Origin of the sequence: Saccharospirillum sp. (genome assembly GCF_039982735.1) — a bacterium.
GTDB lineage: Bacteria > Pseudomonadota > Gammaproteobacteria > Pseudomonadales > Natronospirillaceae > Saccharospirillum.
Window position 1 is genome coordinate 141,648 of record NZ_JBDWXV010000008.1, and the last position, 22,224, is coordinate 163,871.

Here is a 22,224-nt window from a genome sequence, read left to right on the forward strand (position 1 = left end):
TGGATTTACGCCGACTCCGAACAGGTTAACCCGGTAGCCTGCACGGCCCCGATGATTCGGGGGCATACCAAGGAGGATAAAAGAGTGCGAGTCAGCCGATAAGCCGGGTTCTGTCGTGGACAGTCATTCGTCTAGCCCTGCAGTCACCCGCAGGGTCAAGCAGCCTACCCGGTCCCGACGCGGGCCGCGCCTTAGTGGGACCCTATTTGGCCTTGCTCCAGGTGGGGTTTACCATCGCCAGCTCTGTTACCAGACCTGCGGTGCGCTCTTACCGCACCTTTTCACCCTTACCGCTCGCAAGCGAACGGCGGTTTCCTTTCTGCTGCACTTTCCGTCGGCTTTCGCCGCCCAGACGTTATCTGGCACCCTGCCCTGTGGAGCCCGGACTTTCCTCTCCTTCTTTCGAAGCAGCGACTGCCTGGCCAACTCGCGGGGCGCACAATACGGGAAACCCGACGAATCGCAAGTGTTTTTCTGTCGCTGAGACCCTGAACTTCAGTCCGCCCTGTTCAAACCGGTAATCAGCTCATACCACTCTTTCTTGCGCCCACCTATTAATGACACCATGGCCGCCGCTGCCTGCTTGGGCGGCATCAGCGGCGCAAGCACATCCGCCAGCGCCTTAGGGTCCAGTCCAACCGACTGATCGGCTCGCGCCTCGCCGGCCACCATCACCACAAACTCACCTTTGCGCTGATGCTCATCCGCCTCGACCCTGGCCAACACTTCTTCGAGCGTGCCACGCAACACCGTCTCGAAGGTTTTGGTCAGCTCCCGGGCAACCACCACCCGCCGTTCGCCGCCGTAGACCGACATCATGTCCGTCAGGCTGGCGAGAATGCGGTGGCTGCTTTCGTAAAACACCAGGGTGTGGGGGCTCTCTGCACAGGCTTGCAACGCTTTTTGCCGGGCGGCCGTCTTAGCTGGCAGAAAGCCTTCGAAGCGCCAGTGATCCGTTGGCAGACCCGCGACACTCAAGGCGGTAATAACCGCGCTGACCCCAGGAACCGGGTGCACCGGAAAGCCAGCGTCGGCAACGGCCTGAACCAGGTGATAGCCCGGGTCGGAGATCAGCGGCGTACCGGCATCACTGATCAGTGCCACCGACTGCCCCTGCTCCAGTAAAGAAACAATAAAGTGTCCGCGGTCACGCTCATTGTGCTCATGGACAGAAATGAGCCGGGGCGACGCCCCCAGATGATCCAGAAGACGGCGGCTGTGCCGGGTATCTTCCGCACAGCAGACATCCACTGACGACAGCACCAAGACCGCACGGCGCGTAATATCATCCAGATTTCCGATGGGCGTCGCGACGACATAAAGAGCCGCTGGCAGAGTTGTATTGACAGACATGAGACCTCGGTTGGGTGGTGCCAGAAGCACCCGGGCAGACTAGGGTTAACGGGAACGGTAATAACCGACACTGTACCAGAAGCGGGTTCCTTACAGGCAACGCCCTATTTCATCTTCACTTTATTCAGTAGAATGCCAGTAATCCATTGTAACCAGCGCCCGGTCCATGTTGAAAATGCCCATCACCAAAACTGCCCTGTCACTCTGCATCGGGGTTGCCATCGCGCTGCTGGCTGGCTGTGCCAGCCAGTCAACCACTTCGGACCCGGTGTCGGATGAATCGGCACAAACGGTCGACGGCCTGGTCGATCAGCGCCTGGACCAGGCGCAGGCCTTGCTTGAAGACTACCAGGTCAATGAAGCCGAGGTGGTGCTGAGCGGTCTTCAGTTCAATCAGCTAACCACGGCACAGCGCACGCGTTACGCCCAACTCAGAGCCGAGCTTGCGCTGACTCTGGGTGACGGCAATGAAGCACTCAACTGGCTCAGTGGTGACCGCGCCGCCCTGTTCGATGGTTTGCCACTGGAGCAACAAAAAGTCATCAGCCTGATGCGGGCGGAAGCTTACGAATATTCAGGCAACTATTTGTCGGCCGCGCGTGAGCGAATATTTCTGGCGCCGGTTCTGGAAGATGATGATGCCCGCTTTAACAACGAACAGATTTGGTTTGACCTTCAACTGGTGCCCGAAGAATCGATTCGGGATCTGGTTGCTGCAGAATCGAGCCCCGACCTGACCGGCTGGCTCGAGCTGGCGCTGATCGCACGGGACAATCCGGACGACCTGCGCCGACAGGTGATCGCCATCGACGAATGGATCAACAGTCACCCGTCACACCCGGCCGCTCAAAACATCCCTGGCGACCTGGCGTTACTGCGCCAACTGGCCAACACCCAGCCACGCAACATTGCAGTACTGCTGCCACTGTCCGGTCCGTTGGAGATGGCCGGCAAAGCCATACGCAGTGGTTTGCTGGCAGCCTGGTACGAGTCGAGCCTTGAAGAGGGCGATGTCCCTTCCCTGACCTTCTTCGACACCACCAAAAATGCCGATGCCTACAACACCTACAAGCAAGCTGTATTCGAAGGCGCCGATCTGATCATCGGTCCGCTCGATAAAACACGGGTTCAGCAATTGCAGCAGCAAACCGTACTATCTGTTCCGGTATTGGCGCTGAATTACAGTGACCTGGCGGGCAGTGGTCCGTCCAACTTTTATCAGTTCGGCCTGGCACCGGAAGATGAAGCCAAACAAGTGGCCGAACAGGCCTGGCAGCAAGGCAACCGCAACGCCATGGTTCTGGCACCCGACTCTGAGTGGGGCCGTAAAGTGAGCGACACCTTCGTTCGCAACTGGGAAACCCAGGGTGGGCGGATAACCAGCAAATCGCTTTATACCCAGCCAGACCAATACCTCAACACCGTTCGCCGGGCACTCAATATCGACCAGAGTGAACGACGCATGCGCACGCTCGATTCCCTGATTGAGCGAGACATTATTTTTGAACCACGCCGGCGCGAAGACATCGACATGATATTCATGGTCGCTTTTCCGTCCCAGGCTCGTCAGCTCAAACCTATGCTGAACTTTCAATACGCCTCGGACATTCCGGTTATGGCTACATCGCATCTCTATGACGGCACCCGCAATACCAGTCGCGATCAGGATCTGAACGGCGTCTCGTTCGTTGAAATGCCCTGGGAGCTGCGCGAAAACCAGATCAAGCGCGATGTCCGGGCAGCGTTCAATGAACAGTTTGCCGGCTTTGAATCCCTGGTCGCACTGGGTGTAGACAGCTACCGGCTCTACCCGCGCTTGCCACAACTGCAACAGTTTCCCGACACCCGCGTCTACGGTGTCACCGGCACTTTAAGGCTCGATGCCCGGCAGCGCATTGAGCGCGAGCTGACCTGGGCCCAGTTCAGCAACGGTGAAGTTCGCCCGGGCAGCGGGCTGGTAAACGTTCTCAACCCCACGGGTATAACGCCCTGATGGTTTGGCGACCGGTAAAAGGCGGCGAAGCAGAAGACCAGGCTCACGAATGGTGCCAACAGCAGGGCTGGACGGTGCTGGCACGCAATTTTCAGGTAAAGGTCGGCGAGATCGATCTGATTTGCCGCGATGGCGAAACGCTCGTGTTTGTCGAAGTCCGGCAGCGCCGAAATGAGCGGTTTGGCTCGGCCAGCGCCAGTGTGACTCCCGCGAAACAGAAAAAACTGATTCGGGCGGCGCAATGGTATTTGCAATCCAACCCGGCGCATGCCCGCTGCGGCGCCCGCTTTGATGTACTGGCGCTCGATAAAAACGATGCCATTCACTGGATTAAAGGAGCCTTTGCGGCCTGATGACCGAGCCCGATGACATTCTCTACGAGCACATTGGCCAAAGCCTGGAATCCTTTCAGTGGGTGGCCGAACAACTCGACGAATTGCTGCACCACGGCGCCGACCTACTAACCGAAGCGCTGCTTAACGACGGAAAAATACTGGTCTGCGGCATGGGCAGTTCCGCCGCACTTGGCCAGGGCTTCGCCACCGGCATGCTCAGTCGATTCGACCGGGAGCGCCCCGGCTTACCCGTTTTAGCACTGTCGGGCGACGGGTCGCTAATGAGTGGCATTAGCTACGATACCAACCCCAATGACATTTTCGCCCGACAGGTTCGCACGCTTGGGCACGAGCAGGACGTGCTGCTCGCAATTTCAGCATCCGGCAAGGCACCTGCTGTGATAAAAGCGGTGCAGGCCGCTCACGACATGGGTTTGTGCGTTGTCGCACTAACCGGGCCGGACGGTGGTGACATCGCCACCCTGTTGGAAGAAAATGATGTTGAACTCAGTGTTTCCGGCGCCACCAATACCAGTCTGCAGCTAACCCACCATCTGATTCTGAACTGCCTGGGTGCGCTGATCGAACATCAATTATTTGGAAGTGAGCTCTGATATGAAACTCCCCGTTATCATCGTTATGTCCGGTTTTCTCGCCCTCAGCGGGTGCGCTAGCCTACTAGGCAGCGCTACCGATGAGCCCATTGTTCCCGACACCGAAGGCCGCAGCATGGGCCAGGTGATTGACGACAACAGCCTCGAAACGCGCCTCGCCGTCAACCTCGACAAAGCCGACGAGCGCTTCAGCCAGAGCCGCATCGGCATTCACGTCAACAGCGGTCTGGTGCTTCTGGTTGGCCAGGTTCCCAGCACTGACTTAATTGCCCGGGCTACCGAGGTTGCGCGCAATGACCCCACGGTTGAAGCAGTGCACAACCACCTGTCAGCCAAGGCACCTATCTCAGCCGGCGTACGCACCAATGACTCCTGGCTTGAGGTAAAAGTTAAATCCAGAATGTTTACCACCGATGAATTCTCGTCATCCAACGTTAATATTGTGGTTGAAGAGGGTGTGGTTTATTTGCTTGGCCGGGTGACCCGTGACACCGCACAACAGGCGGTTACCATCGCGTCGGAAGTCTCGGGTGTGCAAAAAGTGGTGACGGTTTTTACCCCGGCCGACTAATGGCGGCCAGCACCGGGAAGGCTCGGAATAATTTGAAGCGCGCGCAGACAAGCGCAGTAACTGCGACTAAGCTTTAGACAACAGCTGCCGAATGTATCGACCCTGTGAGGAACTGGCCATGTTTAAACACAAACACATTATTGTCCTGATTGATCCGGCCGAAGACAGTGCCCTGGCCGTCAGCAAGGCAAGCCGTCTGGCGCGTCTTGACGACGCGCACCTCACCCTGTTCGCCTGCGGCTACAATGCCAGCCTGGCGTCCAACCATCCGCTCAACCCGGAGACGTCGGAAAAAGCCCAGAAAGCCTACATGCATCGCATGATGGAAGGGCTGGAAACCATCGCCGACATCGCTCGCAATGAAGCCGTCGAGGTCTCACTCGAAGGTGTCTGGGACAAGCATGCCGGCACGGCGCTGCTGAATTACCTGTCTGAACACCCGACCGATATGGTGGTAAAGGCAACGCACCATCAAAACGTCATTCAGCGTACTTTTTTCAGCCAGACCGACTGGGAGCTCATTCGCCATTGCCCGGTGCCGTTGCTGCTGACCAAATCAAACGCCTGGGGTGATCCGGTGCGCCTTACTGCCGCCGTAGACCCGGTGCAGGCCAACGATAAACCCGATACGCTGGATGAACACATTGTCCGCTGGGGCAAGGATTTTGGCACCCATCTCAACGGCCGGCTCGAACTGCTGCATGTGTACGACCCCACGCCGCTGCTTATTTATCTCGATCAGCCGACCATTGACAGTGCCGATATCAGCGAAGAGATTCGCGAGCAACACGAGCAGGCCTTGCACCAACTGGCCGATCAGCACCAGATCGACCGGGCCAACACGGTGCTCGAAACCGGTTCAACACTGTCGGTTATTCCGGAATATCTGCACCAGGCCAATGTTGACATGGTTATCATGGGAGCCGTGGCCCGAAGCGGACTGGAACGCTGGCTGCTTGGCCATACCGCCGAGAAAATTCTAGACCGCATAACAGTCGATATTCTGATCGTGAAATAACAGCACAATTCCCGTTGAGCATGCCGTAAGGTGCAACACTCTCTTTCAAGGTGTTGCACTGGATGCAAGACCACCCCAAGCTGACGTACAATAGCCGCCCGATTTCTTCAGCGTACGGATGGCTATGCAAACTCTGACCCTCCCCAGACTGCGACAGGCGCGCGGCACCGTTCAAATTCCGGGCTCCAAAAGCCTGTCGAACCGAATCCTGCTGCTGGCGGCCCTGTGCAAGGGCACTACCCGCGTCAGCAACCTGCTGGTCAGCGACGACATCCGCTATATGCTCGACGCCCTGTACGAACTGGGCATCCCCTATTACCTGAGCGAAGACGGCACCGAATGCCGCGTAGTCGGCCAGGCGGGTGAACTGGCTCGCGGCCAGGTGTTGACCCTGTTTCTGGGCAATGCTGGCACCGCTATGCGGCCCCTGGCTGCCGCCCTTTGTGCCGGTTCCGGTGAGTTTGAACTGACCGGTGAGCCGCGCATGGCTGAACGTCCCATCGGTGACCTGATCGACGCACTGACGCCGCTAGGTGCCAACGTAACCTACCTCGGACAAGCCGGTTTCCCGCCCCTGCGGATTAAAGCCGAGACACTTAGAGGCGGCGAAGTCAGTATCGATGGCAGTATTTCCAGTCAATTTCTCACCGCGCTGCTGATGGCAGCGCCGCTGCTGACCGAAGACCTTACCATCAGGGTAACCGGTGAGCTGGTGTCCAAACCCTATATCGACATCACGCTCAATGTTATGCAGCAATTCGGAGTTACGGTTACCAACGACAACTACCGCTCCTTTCACATCAGTGCCGACCAGGCATACGTCAGCCCGGGCCGGATCATGGTAGAGGGCGATGCCTCCAGTGCCAGCTATTTTCTCGCTGCCGGCGCCATTGGTGGCGGACCCGTTCGGGTTGAAGGCACCGGAACGGCATCGGTACAGGGTGATGCCCGTTTCGCCGAGGTACTCGAACAAATGGGTGCCCGGGTAACCTGGAGCGAACACTGGATTGAAGTCAGCAAGGACGGCCCGCTCAAAGCCGTTGATGTCGACCTGAACCACATTCCCGATGCGGCCATGACCATTGCCACCACAGCCCTGTTTGCCGAGGGCACCACACGCATCCGCAATATTTATAACTGGAGGGTCAAGGAGACCGACCGGCTTGCGGCCATGGCGACAGAACTGCGCAAACTGGGCGCCACTGTGGATGAAGGCGAGGATTACATTGCCATCACGCCGCCCAAGGCAGTGCAATCGGCCGCCATTGATACGTACAACGATCATCGCATTGCCATGTGCTTTTCGCTGGCGGCTTTCAGCGAAGCCGAGATCACCATTAACGACCCGGGCTGTACGTCAAAAACCTTTCCGGACTATTTCGAACGCTTTGCCAGCATCACCCACAGTCAGTGAGCTCTGCGCACCGTGCGGAAATCCCTCACACTGCGACCATGGTAAGGCTGCAAAGCTGCGTGTCAGTCCCTATAATGGCGCGCACACTGTTAATACCTGCCGCCTGAGACCAGGCGGTACCACTTTACGAACCAGGAGGCCCGCTTCATGAGCTATAACCAGATCCCGGCCGGGAAAGACCTGCCTAACGATGTCTACGTTGCCATTGAAATCCCAGCGAACAGCAGCCCGATCAAATACGAAATCGACAAGGACTTCGACGCCCTGATGGTCGACCGCTTCATGGCCACGCCCATGTTCTATCCGGCTAACTATGGCTACATTCCCAACACCCTGGCCGATGATGGCGATGCGGTAGACGTATTGGTCGTTACGCCCTACCCGGTGGTACCCGGGAGTGTCATTCGCGCGCGTCCGGTGGGCGTATTGGAGATGTCCGACGAAGCGGGCTCCGATGCCAAAGTGGTTGCGGTTCCGCACAGCAAGCTCAGTGCTCTGTACGACGATGTGCAGGAGGTGACCGACCTGCCCGCCCTACTGCTGGAACAGATCAAACATTTCTTTGAGAACTACAAGGATCTCGAAAAAGGCAAGTGGGTCAAAGTCGAAGGCTGGGCCGATGCAGCCCGCGCCAAAGACATCATTACTGAAGCGGCCACCGCCTACGACAAGCAATAACCCAATTGGCCTGACTCGCCGAAAAAACGAAAAAAAAAGCCGGGATCACACTCCCGGCTTTTTTTATGTCTGTCGCTAACCCGTTAACCACTGGCCATCAGCTCGCGCAGATCGGCCAGAGCTGCGTTCGCACGCGATATGTAGTTGGCCATAACCAGCGAATGATTGGCCAGAAGACCAAAGCCACTGCCGTTCAGGACCATGGGCGAAAAGACCATTCTCTGGGTGCCTTCCAGCTCGCGGATCACTTGCTGCAAACTGACCCGGGCATTCTTGTTATCCAGAATCGAACCAAAATCTGCTTCGATGGCTTTCAAAATGTGTAACAACGCCCAGGCAGATCCCCGGGCTTCATAAAAAACATTGTCCACTTCGAGGCGCGGCGTTTTCACAATCTCTTCTTCGCTACTGATAACGCTAGTGGCCGCATCAGGGTTGAGCATCAGATTGGTACTGACACTGCGCTGACCCACCGAGGCGCTCAGTCGCTGTGACAGGGAGCCCAGTCGGGTTTCAACATCTTCCAGCCAGCGGTTCAGGTTATCGGCACGCGCATAGAACTGAGCCCGGGTGTTTTCGGGATCGGACAAGCGCAGCATATAGGCATCGATGTACCCAAGCCCCCGCCGGTACTCACTCTCGGTGGACGGAAGCATCCAGCTATTGTGGTCAAAATGGAACAGCGGCTCCGCTCTGGCCAGATCGGGGTCTTCAGTCGACTGAGACTGGGAGCGACTCATATCCCGGCGCATGGCACGGCTCAGATCCCGCACCTGAATGATCACCCCAAATTCCCAGCTTGGCATGTTATCGAGCCACAACGAAGGCGGTGTCACGTCATTGGACAGGTACCCACCGGGCTTTTCCAGCACCACCGTCATCAGTTCCTTTAGGGTATAGGTTGTGGTGTACCCAACGACCAGCTCGTGACCATTGTCGCTGGCATGGCGTTCGGCGAGCGCAACGACATCCCGCTCTCCGGGTTCGTTACTCCAGTACCAGCCCAGCAGAACCAGCGCCAGAAACACAACCAGTGCCACCAGGCCCAGCCAGCGGCTGGAACGACCGGTCAGTCGAAAACGGCTAAGCCCCCGACCCAGCCCTGTCTTAATGCGTGACCATCGTTCACGAATCATCTGTCTGAACTCCCTGCCTGTCGACTTTAAAATAGTGTGGAATGCAATGCCGTTGCCGCCAGCTTAGTCATCCGCTCACCCGAAACCAAGGGATGATGGTCACAAAAGCAATAATGCCCATTGGGCCGCCTTCATTGTTTCCGGCCGGACAGCGCCTGAAATGCACGAAAAGCATGGAAAGGCAGGCATTTGATGATGTAAATTCACAACTAAAATTCGTCGATTCAGTTGTTCGACGAATTTAACAGCACTATCGTCTATATTTCCGGTCAGGTTCCCGGACATTGGTCGATTCACCACCTACACTCTCATCCGGACCAACAGCTAAGGACTAACAGGTACTCATGGCGCAATTACTGCTGCTCAATGGCCCCAACCTCAATTTGCTGGGCACCCGGGAGCCCGAGGTATACGGGCACACTACGCTCAACGATATCGAACAGTCGCTAACACGCGCCGCTGCCGACCTCGGCCACAGCCTGGCCTGTGCCCAAAGTAATCACGAAGGCATGCTGATCGATCGCATTCATCAGGCCCGGGATGAAGGGGTCAACTTCATCCTGATTAACCCCGGTGCATTCACTCACACCAGTGTTGCCCTGCGCGATGCACTTGCCGGCGTTGCCATTCCCTACATTGAATTGCACCTGTCCAATGTGCATGCCCGTGAACCGTTCAGACATCATTCGTATCTTTCCGACCAGGCGGTTGGAGTGATATGTGGATTTGGAGCGCACAGCTACGAACTCGCTCTGCACGCCGCCCATCAACAGTTAACGCACTGAATAAAGGAACCCGTTATGGACATTCGCAAGGTCAAGAAGTTGATCGAATTGCTGGAAGAATCCGGCATTGATGAAATTGAAATCACCGAAGGTGAAGAAGCCATTCGCATCAGCCGTACCTCACACAGCCTGCCCCCGCAGCAGATGCATTACGCAGCAGCGCCCGCTCCGATGGCAGCGCCTGCCGCCGCACCGGCCCCGGCAGCTGCCGAACCCAGTGCCCCGGCTGAACCGGCTGGCCACTCTGTACGGTCACCGATGGTCGGCACTTTCTATCGCGCACCGTCACCAACCAGCCCCAACTTTGTAGAAGTAGGTCAGCAAGTGAAACAGGGTGACACCATTTGCATCGTTGAAGCGATGAAGATGATGAACCAGATCGAAGCCGACAAGAGCGGCACCGTTGAAGCGATTCTGGTTGAAAACGGTCAGCCGGTCGAATTCGACCAACCCCTGGTCACCATTAGCTAACGAGGCCTGTCATGCTTAAGAAAGTCCTGATTGCTAACCGCGGCGAGATTGCCTTGCGCATCCTGCGGGCCTGCAAAGAGCTGGGCATTCAGACGGTGGCGGTGCACTCTGTCGTCGACCGTGAGTTGAAACACGTGAAACTTGCCGACGAGTCGGTCTGTATTGGCCCCAATGCCTCCTCCGCCAGTTACCTGAACATACCCGCCCTGATCGCCGCGGCCGAAGTCACTGATGCCGATGGCATTCACCCCGGTTACGGCTTTCTGGCCGAACGGGCTGACTTCTGCGAGCAGGTCGAGAAATCCGGTTTTACCTTCATCGGCCCGTCGTCCAGTGTTATCCGGCTGATGGGTGACAAGGTATCGGCCATTGAAGCCATGAAAAAAGCCGGCGTACCGACGGTTCCGGGTTCCGATGGCCCGATGACCGACGACCCGGAAAAATGCCTGGCCATGGGTCGCCATGTAGGCTATCCGGTCATAATCAAGGCCGCCGCGGGTGGCGGCGGTCGTGGCATGCGCGTTGTTCATGCAGAAAAAGACCTGCTCAACGCCATTCAGGTCACCCAGAACGAAGCTGCAGCCGCCTTTGGTGACGGCACCGTTTACATGGAAAAGTTCCTGCAAAATCCGCGTCACGTTGAAATTCAGGTACTGGCCGACACCCATGGTAACGCCATTCACCTCGGCGATCGCGACTGCTCACTGCAGCGTCGTCACCAGAAGGTTATGGAAGAAGCACCGGCGCCGCACATCGACCCGGAAGCGCGCGCCAAAGTGCAGAAGGCCTGCGTGGATGCCTGCATCGAGATTGGCTACCGGGGCGCTGGCACCTTTGAATTCCTGTACGAAGACGGCAACTTCTATTTCATTGAAATGAACACCCGCGTTCAGGTCGAACATCCGGTGACCGAAATGGTGACCGGGGTGGACATCATCAAGGAACAGCTGCGCATCGCCTCGGGCGAGCCACTGTCCTATCGTCAGGATGAAATTCATATCAAGGGCCATGCCTTTGAGTGCCGCATTAACGCCGAAGACCCGCGTACTTTTATGCCCAGCCCGGGCAAAATCACCCAGTTCCACCCGCCCGGTGGCCTTGGCGTGCGTTGGGATTCGCACATTTATTCCGGCTATACCATTCCGCCGTTTTACGACTCCATGATCGGCAAGCTGATCACCCTGGCAGACGATCGTCCCCAGGCGCTGGCGCGCATGAAATCGGCACTGGATGAACTGGTTATCGCCGGGATCAAGACCAACACCCCGTTGCAAATGGATCTGGTACGAGACGCTGGCTTTGCGCGTGGTGGTGTTAACATTCACTACCTTGAGCACAAACTGGCCGACGAACAGTAAGCGGACAATCCGGCACCCGTTGCCGGAACACTGACTGCTACCAAGCCGGGTTCTGCCCGGCTTTTTATTGCTTGGCCGTAAACAGTCTTTCGCGAGCCAGATTGCAGGCAGAACTGAACCAACAGTCGCTCTGGTGTACACTTCGCCTCTGAAACGCTGCCCAACTTTGCACAGGATTTGCCATGCCCTGGTTACACATCAAAATTCCCACGCTACCCGAGCACACCGACGCTCTGGAAGATGCCCTGCTGCTGGCCGGGTGCCAGGCGGTGACCCTAGTCGATACCGAAGACCAACCGGTTTTCGAACCCATCCGTGGCACAACACCGCTGTGGCAGCACACAACGATTCAGGGCCTGTTCGACCACGAACTGGATGCCAATGCCCTGACCCGGCAGTTACAAGACGCCATGCAGGCAATGAACATTGACGCTCAGGGCCCTATCATCACGGAAATTCTGGAAGACAAAGACTGGGAACGCAGCTGGATGGACAATTTCAAGCCGATTCCATGCGGCGACCGGTTGTGGATCTGCCCATCCTGGCTCGAGCCACCCGATCCGACGGCCATTAACCTGAGACTGGACCCCGGCCTCGCGTTTGGTACTGGCACTCACCCGACCACCTTCCTGTGCCTGACCTGGCTCGACCAGAATACCCGGCACGGCGATACTGTGCTGGACTATGGCTGTGGCTCCGGCATCCTCGGCCTGGCCGCCTTATTACTGGGTGCTGACCGCATGGACGGACTCGATATTGACCCCCAGGCACTCGATGCGACCCGGGCCAATGCCGTCAACAACGCCATCGACCCATCACGCTTTCGGGTCATGCTCGACGACCAGGATCTCGACCCGCACTATGATCTGGTGGTCGCCAACATTCTCGCAGGCCCGCTGTGCGACCTGGCAGCGTCGATTTGCAACCGGCTCAGACCCGACGGCAAAATCGCACTGTCCGGCATACTGGAACACCAGGCCGATGCCGTACTCGCAGCCTATGCCCCCTGGGTCGACTTTGAGCCCCGCGCAAGCCATGATGGCTGGGTTCGACTGAACGGGCGCCGGCGTTCGCAGTGAGGCTGGCTTGTCGGGTGAAGCAGTCACATATTGTTATCTGACAGCGCCTTTCTTACACTAACCGACCGTCGCGCCACACAAAACGGATCAATATTACCCTGCGGGTCACCTGAACCGTGGCCAGAGACAGGACCAATCGTGCATGGATGCCAGGAAACCTAATTAGCAATGGCTGAAACCTTTATTACACAGTGCCCGCACTGCGGCACCTCTTTTCGCGTCAGTGACGAACAGCTGTCCATTGCCAACGGCTCTGTCCGCTGTGGCGCCTGCCTGCAGGTTTTTAGTGCCCGAAACCACATTGTGACTGCCGCTGCCGGCAAGCCAAAGCCCAAACCGGTAGCCCGCCCGGCGACCGGCGCTGCAAAGCAGGCCCGGCCAACAGAAAAAAAACCGGCTCAAGCCCAGCGAGCAGCAGCACCGAAAGTCGCAGCAGCCGCCAAACCCAAGGCACCGCCAGCCAAACCCAAGCCCGCCAAGCCAGCCCCGCCCTCGCGTTTTGCCGCAGACGACGATGACGATGCCGACTTTTTGTTTGCAGACAACCCAGAAGAAGACCAGGAATTCGTCTTTCAGGACAGCGATGACGATCTCTACGACCAGGACGATGACGATTCCGAACTGGGCGATTTAAGCGACTCGTTCATTAGCCTCAACAACCCGACCAGCAATCGCAAAAGCGCCAACCCCTTCCAGCGTGAGGCCGATGATGAAAAAGACATCCTCGACGACCCGGAAAGCGCCGATGAAAGCTGGGCAGAGTCAATTCTGGAAGAACTAGAACGCGAAGAATCCCGGGATAACCATCGCCAGGAAAAAGCACAGTTCGCAAGCAAGCCAATGTCCGACCCCCGGCCGGTCAAGGCAAAACGGCCGGAAGCCGAACCCGCCTGGTCCGTTGACGACTCGGAACCCGACGAGTTCGACAGCCCCGCTTTCGGCAGCACCGACCGGCGCGGCAACGACAAGGCCACCGCATCCTCAGTTGTTCGTCAGCTAAATCACGACATCGACCTGGATTTCAATGCCGAAGACCGGCTGGCGCGCTGGCGCTGGCTGGGTGCGGTCTTTATTGTCGTGCTGATCGGAGTCTTGGTCGCCCAGCTTGCCTGGGTGCAACGGGACACCTACGCCAAAATGGATCAGTGGCGGGGTATTTATCAGACGGTGTGCAACGCAGTGGGCTGTACCCTGCCGGAACAGGAAGACCTGGATCTGGTGCGCACGTCAAACGTCCTGATCCGGGATCACCGGGCCTTGAATGATGTGAAATTGCTCGACGCCGTTCTGACCAACCGCGCCGCCTTCCGGCAACCGTTCCCGATATTGATTCTGCAATACACCGACGTCAACGGGGAACTGGTGGCCGACCAGTCGTTCACACCAGAGCAATACCTGCGTGGCGAGCTAACCGGCACCCGGTTGATGCCCGTCAATACCCGCATCTATGTCTCCCTTCCGATTCGCGATCCCGGCACCCGGGCCGTGAACTACCAGCTTGTTCTGGCGCCTGCCGGACCCGGTTGATAGCAACACCGGAACAGCTCAGACAATCAATGGGGCCACTGGCCCCATTTTTTGAAAAGAAACGGATTGTCAATCTTTCATCTGAACGCCAGAGCCAGTATCATTCCCCGCCCTTGAGCTGAGCAATTTTTAACCGATTACTGTGTTTGCCATCGGCCCCTATACCATTACACAACCGACCGTCCTGGCGCCTATGGCCGGAGTCACCGATCGACCGTTTCGCTCGCTGTGCCGGTCGCTGGGTGCGGGTCTGGTCGTGTCGGAAATGGTCACCAGTGATACTCGCCTGTGGAACAGCAACAAGTCTCGCTGGCGGCTTGACCACCGTGGTGAACAGGGGCCGATCAGTGTCCAGATTGCCGGTGGCGACGCCGACATGATGGCGCAGGCTGCGCAGGCCAATGTGGCCCGCGGCGCACAGATTATCGACATTAATATGGGCTGCCCGGCCAAGAAAGTGTGCAACAAGGCGGCCGGTTCCGCCCTGATGCGCGATGAAGGTCTGGTTCGGGACATCCTGGCCGCCGTGGTTGGGGCGGTTGATGTACCCGTTACCCTGAAAATCCGGACTGGCTGGTCAGCAGACCAGCGCAATGCCGTCACCATTGCTCGCATGGCGGAAGACCTGGGCATTGCGCTGCTGTCGGTGCATGGACGGACCCGGGCCGATGCCTATAAAGGCGCGGCCGAGTACGACACCATCGCGCAGGTAAAGCAGGCCGTAACAATTCCGGTGCTCGCCAATGGTGATATCGACAGCCCGCAGCAGGCAGCGAAGGTGCTCTCAGTCACCGGTGCCGACGGGGTGATGATTGGCCGGGCGGCCCAGGGAAACCCCTGGATCTTTCAGGCGATCAATCATTACCTGGCCCATGGCGAGATACTGCCAGAGCCGGATCTGGACACAGTTGCTGCAACGCTGAGCCAACATGTCCAGTCGCTGCATCAGTTTTATGGAGACTACATGGGCGTTCGCATTGCCCGTAAACACGTGGGCTGGTACCTCAAAGCCCGGGGTGTCGACCGGACGACACTCTCAGCATTCAATCACCTGGAGCAACCGCGTGAGCAGCTCCAGGTTATAGCCACCCTTTTTCAACGTTTGACATCGTTAAAGGATACAGCAGCATGAACCTCGACACCGTTGCCCAGGACCCTCAGCGCCCTGATTCAAAAGATTCACTGAACATCCACTCCTCGGCCGACAACCCCCAGACTTTGCGTGACAGCGTTGAAATTGCCATGCGCAACTACTTTGCCCACCTCGAAGGCCAGGACGTTGCCAATGTCTACCAGATGGTTATGAGCGAAGTGGAAGCCCCCATGCTCGAAGCCGTCATGCGCTTCAGTCGGGACAACCAGACCAAAGCCAGCCGGGTGCTCGGCCTTAACCGGGGTACCTTGCGCAAGAAACTGAAGCAGTACGGGCTGCTCTAACCACTTAAAAGGCGACATCGAGTCGCCTTTTTGCATTTCGGACAACCGGTTTTTGACCAGTTGCACCAGATTGACCATCACAGACTCTGCTTTTTGACTGAAACCGGCCCAACCCGGCACCGCGTCTGCCGCTACAAGCCACCGACCGATCGTTCGAGGATCTTATGACCAAAACGCCACAACGCGCCCTGATCAGCGTCTCCGACAAAACCGGCATCGTCGACTTTGCCCGCGAACTCAACCAGCGCGGTGTCGAGCTGTTGTCCACAGGGGGCACCTTTCGCCTGCTGACCGACGCTGGTGTTCCGGTAACCGAAGTATCCGCCCATACCGGTTTTCCGGAAATGATGGACGGCCGGGTAAAGACGCTGCACCCGAAGATTCACGGTGGCATTCTGGGCCGGCGCGGTCAGGACGACACGGTCATGAACGAACACGGCATTGCTGCCATTGATCTGGTGGTGGTCAACCTCTACCCCTTCGCCGACACCGTCAGCCGTGACGACTGCACCCTGGCCGACGCCATTGAAAACATCGACATCGGCGGCCCGACCATGGTGCGCTCAGCGGCCAAAAACCACGCCGACGTGGCCATCGTCGTTAACACCGACGATTATCCGGCCATTCTCAGTGAATGGGATGCCAGCGGTGGTTTGTCGCGCTCAACCCGCTTCCGGCTGGCCCGGTCCGCCTTTGAACATACGGCTGCGTACGATGGCATGATCGCCAATTACCTCGGCCGGGTAGACCTCGATACCGACCCGGCCAGCGTTCCCGAAAAAGCCGATTTCCCGCACACCTACAATCAGCAGTGGCAATTGAAAGACGTAATGCGCTACGGCGAAAACCCGCACCAGAAAGCAGCATTTTACGTCGATACAGAGACCCCCGAGGCCAGCATAGCCACCGCAACCAGCTTGCAGGGTAAGGCGCTGAGCTACAACAACATTGCCGATACCGATGCGGCCCTGGAATGTGTCAAACGCTTCGAGCAACCGGCCTGTGTCATCGTCAAACACGCCAACCCCTGCGGTGTGGCGGTTGCCGATACACAACTGGCCGCCTACGAACGCGCCTTCCAGACCGACCCGACCTCGGCTTTTGGTGGCATCATCGCCTTCAATCGGGAGCTAGATGCCGCCACGGCCCGCGCTATTATTGACCGTCAGTTTGTCGAAGTGATCATCGCGCCCTCAGTCAGTGCCGAAGCAGCCTCCATCGTTGCCGCCAAACCCAATGTTCGTCTGCTCAGCAGTGGCTACTGGGATCGTGCTCTGCCCGGTTTTGACTTCAAACGCGTCAACGGTGGCCTGCTCATTCAGGACCGGGATCTGGGCGAAGTCCCGGCTGATGAATTCAGGCTGGTCACGAAAACAGCACCAACCCCTGAACAACTGCTCGACCTGCAATTCGCCTGGTCGGTGTGCAAGTTCGTTAAATCCAACGCCATTGTCTATGCCAAAGACGGCCAGTCCGTCGGTATCGGCGCGGGTCAAATGAGCCGCGTTTACAGCGCTAAAATTGCCGGCATCAAGGCCGCGGACGAAGGGTTGCAAATCGCCGGTTCGGTTATGGCATCCGACGCCTTCTTCCCGTTCCGGGATGGCCTCGACCAGGCCGCTGAAATGGGCGTCAAAGCCGTGATTCAACCGGGTGGCAGCATGCGCGACGACGAAGTCATCGCCGCTGCAGACGAGCATGGTATTGCCATGGTGTTGACCGGTATGCGCCATTTCCGCCACTGATACCCGCCGGGCTTGGTGACCCGAGTTTCGGCGTTCGCGGTTGATTGCATTGCCAGTCGCCCGCACCGGTCACCAGGTAGGGCTATCGAGGGTCGGCGTAAACCCGTCCATGGGGCCTGGACCGCAGCATCCCTGCTGCGGACCACCCTCGATAGCCCTACCTGGCACCCGGCGCTAAACCTTTGAAGGCGAACACGAAACTTGAGTTGGTAACCTATTAAGTACACAGGACATCTGATATGAACATTCTGATCATTGGCAATGGCGGGCGTGAGCACGCCCTGGCCTGGAAAGCCCGACAAAGCCCCCTGGCCGACACGGTTTATGTCGCACCGGGCAATGCGGGAACAGCTCGTGAAACCGGAATCGAGAACGTTGCCATCGACGTTCTGGATCTGGAAGGCCTGGTCCGCTTTGCTGAAGAGCACCAGGTTGGCCTGACCATCGTCGGCCCAGAAGCACCATTAGTCGCTGGCGTGGTCGACTTGTTCGAACAGCGCGGGCTGCCTATTTTTGGGCCTACCCAGGGTGCGGCCCAACTCGAAGGCTCAAAGGCATTCACCAAAGACTTCCTGCAGCGTCATGCTATCCCGACGGCCTGGTACCAGGTTTTTACCGACGCCGCTGAAGCCCGCGCCTTTGTGCAGGAAAAAGGCGCGCCCATCGTCGTTAAAGCCGATGGACTGGCAGCCGGCAAAGGGGTCATCGTCGCCCAGACCGAAGCAGAAGCAATAGCCGCCATCGACGACATGCTGTCTGGCAATGCGTTCGGCAACGCCGGTTCACGCGTCGTGGTTGAGCAATGCCTGACTGGCGAGGAAGCCAGTTTCATCGTTATGGTCGACGGTGACATCGTTGTGCCCTTTGCCTCCTCCCAGGATCACAAGGCACGCGATAACGGCGATACCGGACCCAACACCGGGGGCATGGGTGCCTATTCGCCCGCCCCTGTGGTCACCGATGAATTGCATCAGCGCATCATGGATGAGGTGATTTACCCCACCGTTCACGGTATGCAGGCCGAGGGCAACCGCTACCGGGGCTTTCTCTACGCTGGCATCATGGTCGCCGCTGATGGCACGCCCAACGTGCTGGAATACAACTGCCGCTTCGGTGATCCGGAAACCCAACCGATCATGATGCGCCTGCAATCGGACCTGGTAGCCTTGTGCCTGGCAGCGGTCAATGGTGAGCTCGAAGGCCAGCAGACCCGCTGGGACCCGCGGCCGGCGCTGGGTGTTGTACTGGCTGCAGGAGGGTACCCGGCCAGCTATCGCTCGGGCGATGCCATCAGCGGTCTGGACACCGACCTCGGCCCCGATGCCAAAGTCTTTCAGGCGGGTACAGGCCTGAACGATCAGGGTGAGACCGTCACCCGGGGTGGCCGCGTACTGTGTGCCACTGCTCTGGGCCAGACTATTGGCGATGCCCAACAACGCGCCTATGAGGCGGTCGAGTCGGTTCAGTTCGCAGATAGCTACTACCGCACCGACATAGGACACCGGGCGATCAACCGCGACTGACCGGCACAGCAAACGGGGCGAAAGCCCCGACTTCTGCGGCACCGACTTGGGGCCAGTGCCCGTCGGCGTTATACTGCGCGCACGCGGGCATCAGCAACCAGCTGACGCCCAGGGACGTTCAGTGCCGGAGCTCTGCCTAGTGAAAACTGTTCGACTGATCCACAGCGCCAGCGCTGCCATCACGGTGATGTTGGCGTTCACCCTGCTGGCGAGCCTGGCGGCGGCCGATGAGCCCATCATGCTCAACCAGAGCTCTCTGGATATTAATATCCTTGAGCATTCGGATTATCTGTTCGATGCCGACAACCAATACTCTGTCTACCAGCTGCAGCAGGAAGGTCTGGCCAATCAGTTCGCGCCCTTGCACCAGCGCCTGTTACGCAGCGGCCTCTTTGATGGCGCCTACTGGATCCGCGTACCGGTCAACAACTCCGGTGGCCAGACCCGGAGCTATTCATTTTTTGTAGAAAGTCACGCGAACCATCTTATTGAGATCTACTACCCCAGCACCAATCCGACTGCCTATACCAGCTTTAACGAGAGTGCCACCGCACTGACCTTCAGCAGCGTTCGTTCAGGCGCCAGTGTGCCGATGGACAGTCGGCCGGAGCCACTTGGAACCTACGTTCTTCCGGTCCCGATTCAGCCCGGAAACCAATATCTGTACATCAAACTGCAATCGGCCGACCCGCTAAACACCCTTATTTCTGTGGTGGATGAGCGCACTCTTAAGCTCCGGGTTGCGCGCAGCATCAGCACGCACTCTGCGCTGTTTGCTGTTCAGTGGGTACTGGCGCTGATCGCGCTGATCGCCTGGTTCAAGCTGAGATCCGCTGCCATTCTGTGGGCGCTGCTCCTTAACCTGGGGTTTATCGCGATCAATGCAGGCTGGAGTGGCCTGGCCTCTTTCGTGATTCCGGGTCAGGGTTATCTGGACATTCATGCGCGTAACGTGGGTGGGGTAACGGTTCTCATGAGCATGCTTGGCCTACTGGCCGAGGTTCGCAAAGAAACCTACCCCGCCTGGCTGCGCGAAAGCCTGACCTGGCTGCTGCGGCTACTGGCCGTACTGGCCGTGGTCACCCTACTGCCGATGTCACGCAACTTCAGCCCGATTCTGCTGACCCTGATCCCGGTACTGTTGCTGACCATTGTTGCACTCTGGTTTTATCGGCGGGATGCCAAGGCTCCCTCTGAAGGCTGGTTGTTGGCCGGCGTAGGCAATCTGCTGATTCTGTTCATTGTCATCTTGACCGCCAGCCTCGGCCTGATTAAGAGTATTGCCCTGAATGCTTTCGCGCTGCACAGCCTTGCCGTGACCGCCGCCCTGATAGTCGGCTGGGCGGCCTTTGGCGTTGCCCGCAAGAGTGATTCCCGGCTCGCGGTCGACGGTCTTAATCTGCCCAACCTGCACTGGCCCCTGTTACGTAAACTGAACCACGAAATGCGCGGTCCGATCAACGGCGTGCTCGGCATGACCGAACTGCTGCAAGACACCAGCCTGTCGGCGCACCAGCAGGAATACGTGAACACCGTGCAAGCGGCCGGGTTCTCCTTGCTGCGCCAGGCTGATCAGCTGCAAAACCTGGTGCGCATCGGTCTGAACCGGCTGCCGGAAGGCGAAGACGAGTTTGATCTGTACGATTTGCTGGAAGACGCCATCCAACCCTATTCTCGTCTCGCCCATGCCAAGCAACTGGAACTGGTGATGGACGTCGCCCCGGAACTGCCGACGCGCTATCGGGGCAACGCCCAGATCATTGCCCAGGTACTGAGCAACCTGCTCGACAACGCCCTGAATTACACCGACAACGGCGAGGTTCTGATTCAGGTCAAACCCTGGCATCACAACCGCATCCGCTTCAGCGTGACCGATACCGGGCCCGGCCTGCCCAAGGAACTGAAAAGCAATCTGTTCGACTTTCCGGCGGTTCGGGCAGAAGATCAGCTGGCGCCGCGTGATATGCACCTGGGCTTGCCCATTACCCGCATTCTGGTCGGATTGCTGGGTGGCCAAATTACCTTCAGCAGTGAACTGCGCATGGGCACAACGTTCTGGATCGATCTGCCGCTGGCCGAAATCAGCGCGACCACCGAAGTCGATGACTATTCGGTTCAGGATCTGGACCAGATGCGACTGATGGTCGTCGACGACAACCTCACCTGCCGCAAGGTTATTGAACATCTGGGCATGAGCTGGGGCATGGATGTCTTTAGCATGAGCAATGGCCAGTCAGCTCTGGCCAATCTCCATAACGAATTTCACAAGGGCACGCCGGTGGATGTACTGGTCCTCGACCAGAATATGCCGAGCATGACCGGCATCGAACTGGCGGAGCGCATTCGCGCCGACAGCAGTCTGAACAAAGACATTATTATCATCATGTTAACCGGGGTTGATGTCGGTCATGTCGATCTCGATGAAAGTCGGCTTAATATTCAGTATTTGCTGACCAAGCCGGTATCCGGCCGGGCACTGAAACAAACGCTCATGCAAGCCATGCCTGATATTCAGGCCAACCGGGAACGCACCCATGCCAAGAAGTCACTCTTTTTCTGATCGTCTGGTCGCCCACCTCGACAACGCCCTTAAGACGCTGACGCCGGGGGCCGTTCAGGCGCGCCAGCCACTGCCGGTCGAAGATCAGGACATACCGGCGCTGGACACCGCTCAGACACACCATATCGCCGGTTTGATGCGCATCAATCATACCGGTGAAGTCTGTGCCCAAGGGTTGTATCAGGGCCAGGCGCTCACCGCGAAACTGGCGCAAGTCCGGGAAGACATGAACCAGGCGGCCGAAGAAGAGCTCGATCACCTGGCCTGGTGCGAGCAGCGTCTCAATGAACTGAACAGCCGCACCAGCTTTCTAAACCCGATATTTTACGGGCTTTCCTACGCCATGGGGGCTGCGGCGGGCATGGCGGGTGACCGCTGGTCGCTGGGTTTCGTCGCTGCCACAGAAGACCAGGTCAGTGCGCATCTGCGTGACCATCTGAACCAGATTGGCCGGCAAGACCCTCGCTCAACCGCCATTCTCAAGCGCATGCTGTCTGATGAAGAACGACATGCCGAACACGCCCTAGCGGCCGGCGGACGGACATTCCCGACCCCGGTGAAGCAACTCATGACAGAGATTTCTAAGGTTATGACCAAAACGGTCTACCGGATTTAGGGCGCCTCTGA

The 22,224-nt window shown here is 58.0% G+C and carries 20 protein-coding genes and 1 other RNA gene; 18 read left to right on the top strand and 3 right to left on the bottom strand.

What is annotated here, in order from left to right; all coding sequences use genetic code 11:
• Positions 1-83: 83 nt before the first annotated feature.
• Together rnpB and rsmI are read right to left on the bottom strand one after the other, a co-directional pair.
• Positions 84-430: RNase P RNA component class A (gene rnpB, locus ABJT94_RS05310), an RNA gene on the bottom strand.
• Between the two features lie 65 nt (positions 431-495).
• Positions 496-1,353, bottom strand: a complete 858-nt coding sequence (gene rsmI, locus ABJT94_RS05315) for a 16S rRNA (cytidine(1402)-2'-O)-methyltransferase (protein ID WP_348477165.1) — start codon at positions 1,351-1,353, stop codon at positions 496-498.
• Positions 1,354-1,528: 175 nt separating this feature from the next.
• Between rsmI and ABJT94_RS05320 the strand changes: the two genes are divergently transcribed.
• From ABJT94_RS05320 to ppa, 7 genes are all read left to right on the top strand, one after another.
• Complete coding sequence (locus tag ABJT94_RS05320) at positions 1,529-3,346, top strand: penicillin-binding protein activator (protein WP_348477163.1); 1,818 nt, start codon at positions 1,529-1,531, stop codon at positions 3,344-3,346.
• Complete coding sequence (locus tag ABJT94_RS05325) at positions 3,346-3,699, top strand: YraN family protein (protein ID WP_348477162.1); 354 nt, start codon at positions 3,346-3,348, stop codon at positions 3,697-3,699. Before ABJT94_RS05320 ends, ABJT94_RS05325 begins: the two co-directional genes overlap by 1 nt.
• Entirely contained in the window at positions 3,699-4,295 is a 597-nt protein-coding gene (locus ABJT94_RS05330; RefSeq protein ID WP_127556410.1) for an SIS domain-containing protein, read from the top strand. Before ABJT94_RS05325 ends, ABJT94_RS05330 begins: the two co-directional genes overlap by 1 nt.
• 1 nt (position 4,296) lies before the next feature.
• Entirely contained in the window at positions 4,297-4,866 is a 570-nt protein-coding gene (locus tag ABJT94_RS05335) for a BON domain-containing protein (RefSeq protein ID WP_348477161.1), read from the top strand.
• A gap of 118 nt (positions 4,867-4,984) precedes the next feature.
• A complete protein-coding gene (locus ABJT94_RS05340; protein WP_213679328.1) occupies positions 4,985-5,884 on the top strand; it encodes a universal stress protein in 900 nt (299 codons plus the stop codon).
• A gap of 124 nt (positions 5,885-6,008) precedes the next feature.
• Complete coding sequence (gene aroA / locus ABJT94_RS05345) at positions 6,009-7,298, top strand: 3-phosphoshikimate 1-carboxyvinyltransferase (RefSeq protein ID WP_348477160.1); 1,290 nt, start codon at positions 6,009-6,011, stop codon at positions 7,296-7,298.
• 147 nt (positions 7,299-7,445) lie between these two features.
• A complete protein-coding gene (gene ppa / locus ABJT94_RS05350; RefSeq protein ID WP_348477159.1) occupies positions 7,446-7,976 on the top strand; it encodes an inorganic diphosphatase in 531 nt (176 codons plus the stop codon).
• 83 nt (positions 7,977-8,059) lie between these two features.
• On the opposite strand, the gene ABJT94_RS05355 is transcribed toward ppa, so the two are convergent.
• Positions 8,060-9,112 carry a DUF2333 family protein gene (locus ABJT94_RS05355; protein WP_348477158.1) on the bottom strand — a complete coding sequence of 351 codons (1,053 nt, stop codon included), beginning with the start codon at positions 9,110-9,112 and terminating at the stop codon, positions 8,060-8,062.
• Positions 9,113-9,456: 344 nt separating this feature from the next.
• Here ABJT94_RS05355 and aroQ point away from each other — a divergent pair, with 344 nt between their 5' ends.
• From aroQ to coq7, 11 genes are all read left to right on the top strand, one after another.
• A complete protein-coding gene (gene aroQ, locus ABJT94_RS05360; protein WP_348477157.1) occupies positions 9,457-9,897 on the top strand; it encodes a type II 3-dehydroquinate dehydratase in 441 nt (146 codons plus the stop codon).
• A gap of 15 nt (positions 9,898-9,912) precedes the next feature.
• Positions 9,913-10,368 carry an acetyl-CoA carboxylase biotin carboxyl carrier protein gene (gene accB, locus ABJT94_RS05365; protein ID WP_127556417.1) on the top strand — a complete coding sequence of 152 codons (456 nt, stop codon included), beginning with the start codon at positions 9,913-9,915 and terminating at the stop codon, positions 10,366-10,368.
• 11 nt (positions 10,369-10,379) lie between these two features.
• Positions 10,380-11,726 carry an acetyl-CoA carboxylase biotin carboxylase subunit gene (accC, locus tag ABJT94_RS05370; protein WP_348477156.1) on the top strand — a complete coding sequence of 449 codons (1,347 nt, stop codon included), beginning with the start codon at positions 10,380-10,382 and terminating at the stop codon, positions 11,724-11,726.
• 182 nt (positions 11,727-11,908) lie between these two features.
• The gene (gene prmA, locus ABJT94_RS05375) at positions 11,909-12,805 is read left to right on the top strand and encodes a 50S ribosomal protein L11 methyltransferase (RefSeq protein ID WP_348477155.1); all 897 of its coding nucleotides are present in this window, start codon (positions 11,909-11,911) and stop codon (positions 12,803-12,805) included.
• A 168-nt stretch (positions 12,806-12,973) separates the two neighbouring features.
• The gene (locus ABJT94_RS05380) at positions 12,974-14,332 is read left to right on the top strand and encodes a DUF3426 domain-containing protein (RefSeq protein ID WP_348477154.1); all 1,359 of its coding nucleotides are present in this window, start codon (positions 12,974-12,976) and stop codon (positions 14,330-14,332) included.
• A gap of 142 nt (positions 14,333-14,474) precedes the next feature.
• On the top strand, positions 14,475-15,464 hold the full coding sequence (gene dusB / locus ABJT94_RS05385; RefSeq protein ID WP_348477153.1) for a tRNA dihydrouridine synthase DusB: 990 nt from the start codon (positions 14,475-14,477) through the stop codon (positions 15,462-15,464).
• Positions 15,461-15,769: a DNA-binding transcriptional regulator Fis gene (gene fis / locus ABJT94_RS05390; RefSeq protein WP_028669477.1), complete on the top strand. Its 309-nt coding sequence runs from the start codon at positions 15,461-15,463 to the stop codon at positions 15,767-15,769. The genes dusB and fis overlap by 4 nt, the downstream gene beginning before the upstream one ends.
• A 164-nt stretch (positions 15,770-15,933) precedes the next feature.
• Positions 15,934-17,514 (top strand): bifunctional phosphoribosylaminoimidazolecarboxamide formyltransferase/IMP cyclohydrolase, encoded by a 1,581-nt coding sequence (gene purH / locus ABJT94_RS05395; RefSeq protein WP_348477152.1) that lies wholly within the window; start codon positions 15,934-15,936, stop codon positions 17,512-17,514.
• Between the two features lie 239 nt (positions 17,515-17,753).
• Positions 17,754-19,037, top strand: a complete 1,284-nt coding sequence (gene purD / locus ABJT94_RS05400; protein WP_348477151.1) for a phosphoribosylamine--glycine ligase — start codon at positions 17,754-17,756, stop codon at positions 19,035-19,037.
• Positions 19,038-19,176: 139 nt separating this feature from the next.
• On the top strand, positions 19,177-21,597 hold the full coding sequence (locus ABJT94_RS05405; protein ID WP_348477150.1) for an ATP-binding protein: 2,421 nt from the start codon (positions 19,177-19,179) through the stop codon (positions 21,595-21,597).
• Positions 21,572-22,213, top strand: coding sequence for a 2-polyprenyl-3-methyl-6-methoxy-1,4-benzoquinone monooxygenase (gene coq7, locus ABJT94_RS05410; RefSeq protein WP_348477149.1), 642 nt, complete (start codon positions 21,572-21,574; stop codon positions 22,211-22,213). The genes ABJT94_RS05405 and coq7 overlap by 26 nt, the downstream gene beginning before the upstream one ends.
• Positions 22,214-22,224: the final 11 nt, after the last annotated feature.

Bases quoted from the DNA above. Each gene is read 5' to 3' on its own strand.
- ABJT94_RS05340 (WP_213679328.1), top strand. From the start codon at position 4,985: ATGTTTAAACACAAACACATTATTGTCCTGATTGATCCGGCCGAAGAC.
- ABJT94_RS05335 (WP_348477161.1), top strand. From the start codon at position 4,297: ATGAAACTCCCCGTTATCATCGTTATGTCCGGTTTTCTCGCCCTCAGC.
- ABJT94_RS05355 (WP_348477158.1), bottom strand. From the start codon at position 9,112: ATGATTCGTGAACGATGGTCACGCATTAAGACAGGGCTGGGTCGGGGG.
- coq7 (WP_348477149.1), top strand. From the start codon at position 21,572: ATGCCAAGAAGTCACTCTTTTTCTGATCGTCTGGTCGCCCACCTCGAC.
- purD (WP_348477151.1), top strand. From the start codon at position 17,754: ATGAACATTCTGATCATTGGCAATGGCGGGCGTGAGCACGCCCTGGCC.
- ABJT94_RS05325 (WP_348477162.1), top strand. From the start codon at position 3,346: ATGGTTTGGCGACCGGTAAAAGGCGGCGAAGCAGAAGACCAGGCTCAC.
- aroA (WP_348477160.1), top strand. From the start codon at position 6,009: ATGCAAACTCTGACCCTCCCCAGACTGCGACAGGCGCGCGGCACCGTT.
- fis (WP_028669477.1), top strand. From the start codon at position 15,461: ATGAACCTCGACACCGTTGCCCAGGACCCTCAGCGCCCTGATTCAAAA.
- ABJT94_RS05380 (WP_348477154.1), top strand. From the start codon at position 12,974: ATGGCTGAAACCTTTATTACACAGTGCCCGCACTGCGGCACCTCTTTT.
- purH (WP_348477152.1), top strand. From the start codon at position 15,934: ATGACCAAAACGCCACAACGCGCCCTGATCAGCGTCTCCGACAAAACC.
- accB (WP_127556417.1), top strand. From the start codon at position 9,913: ATGGACATTCGCAAGGTCAAGAAGTTGATCGAATTGCTGGAAGAATCC.
- ABJT94_RS05320 (WP_348477163.1), top strand. From the start codon at position 1,529: ATGCCCATCACCAAAACTGCCCTGTCACTCTGCATCGGGGTTGCCATC.
- aroQ (WP_348477157.1), top strand. From the start codon at position 9,457: ATGGCGCAATTACTGCTGCTCAATGGCCCCAACCTCAATTTGCTGGGC.
- rsmI (WP_348477165.1), bottom strand. From the start codon at position 1,353: ATGTCTGTCAATACAACTCTGCCAGCGGCTCTTTATGTCGTCGCGACG.
- ABJT94_RS05330 (WP_127556410.1), top strand. From the start codon at position 3,699: ATGACCGAGCCCGATGACATTCTCTACGAGCACATTGGCCAAAGCCTG.
- accC (WP_348477156.1), top strand. From the start codon at position 10,380: ATGCTTAAGAAAGTCCTGATTGCTAACCGCGGCGAGATTGCCTTGCGC.
- ppa (WP_348477159.1), top strand. From the start codon at position 7,446: ATGAGCTATAACCAGATCCCGGCCGGGAAAGACCTGCCTAACGATGTC.
- prmA (WP_348477155.1), top strand. From the start codon at position 11,909: ATGCCCTGGTTACACATCAAAATTCCCACGCTACCCGAGCACACCGAC.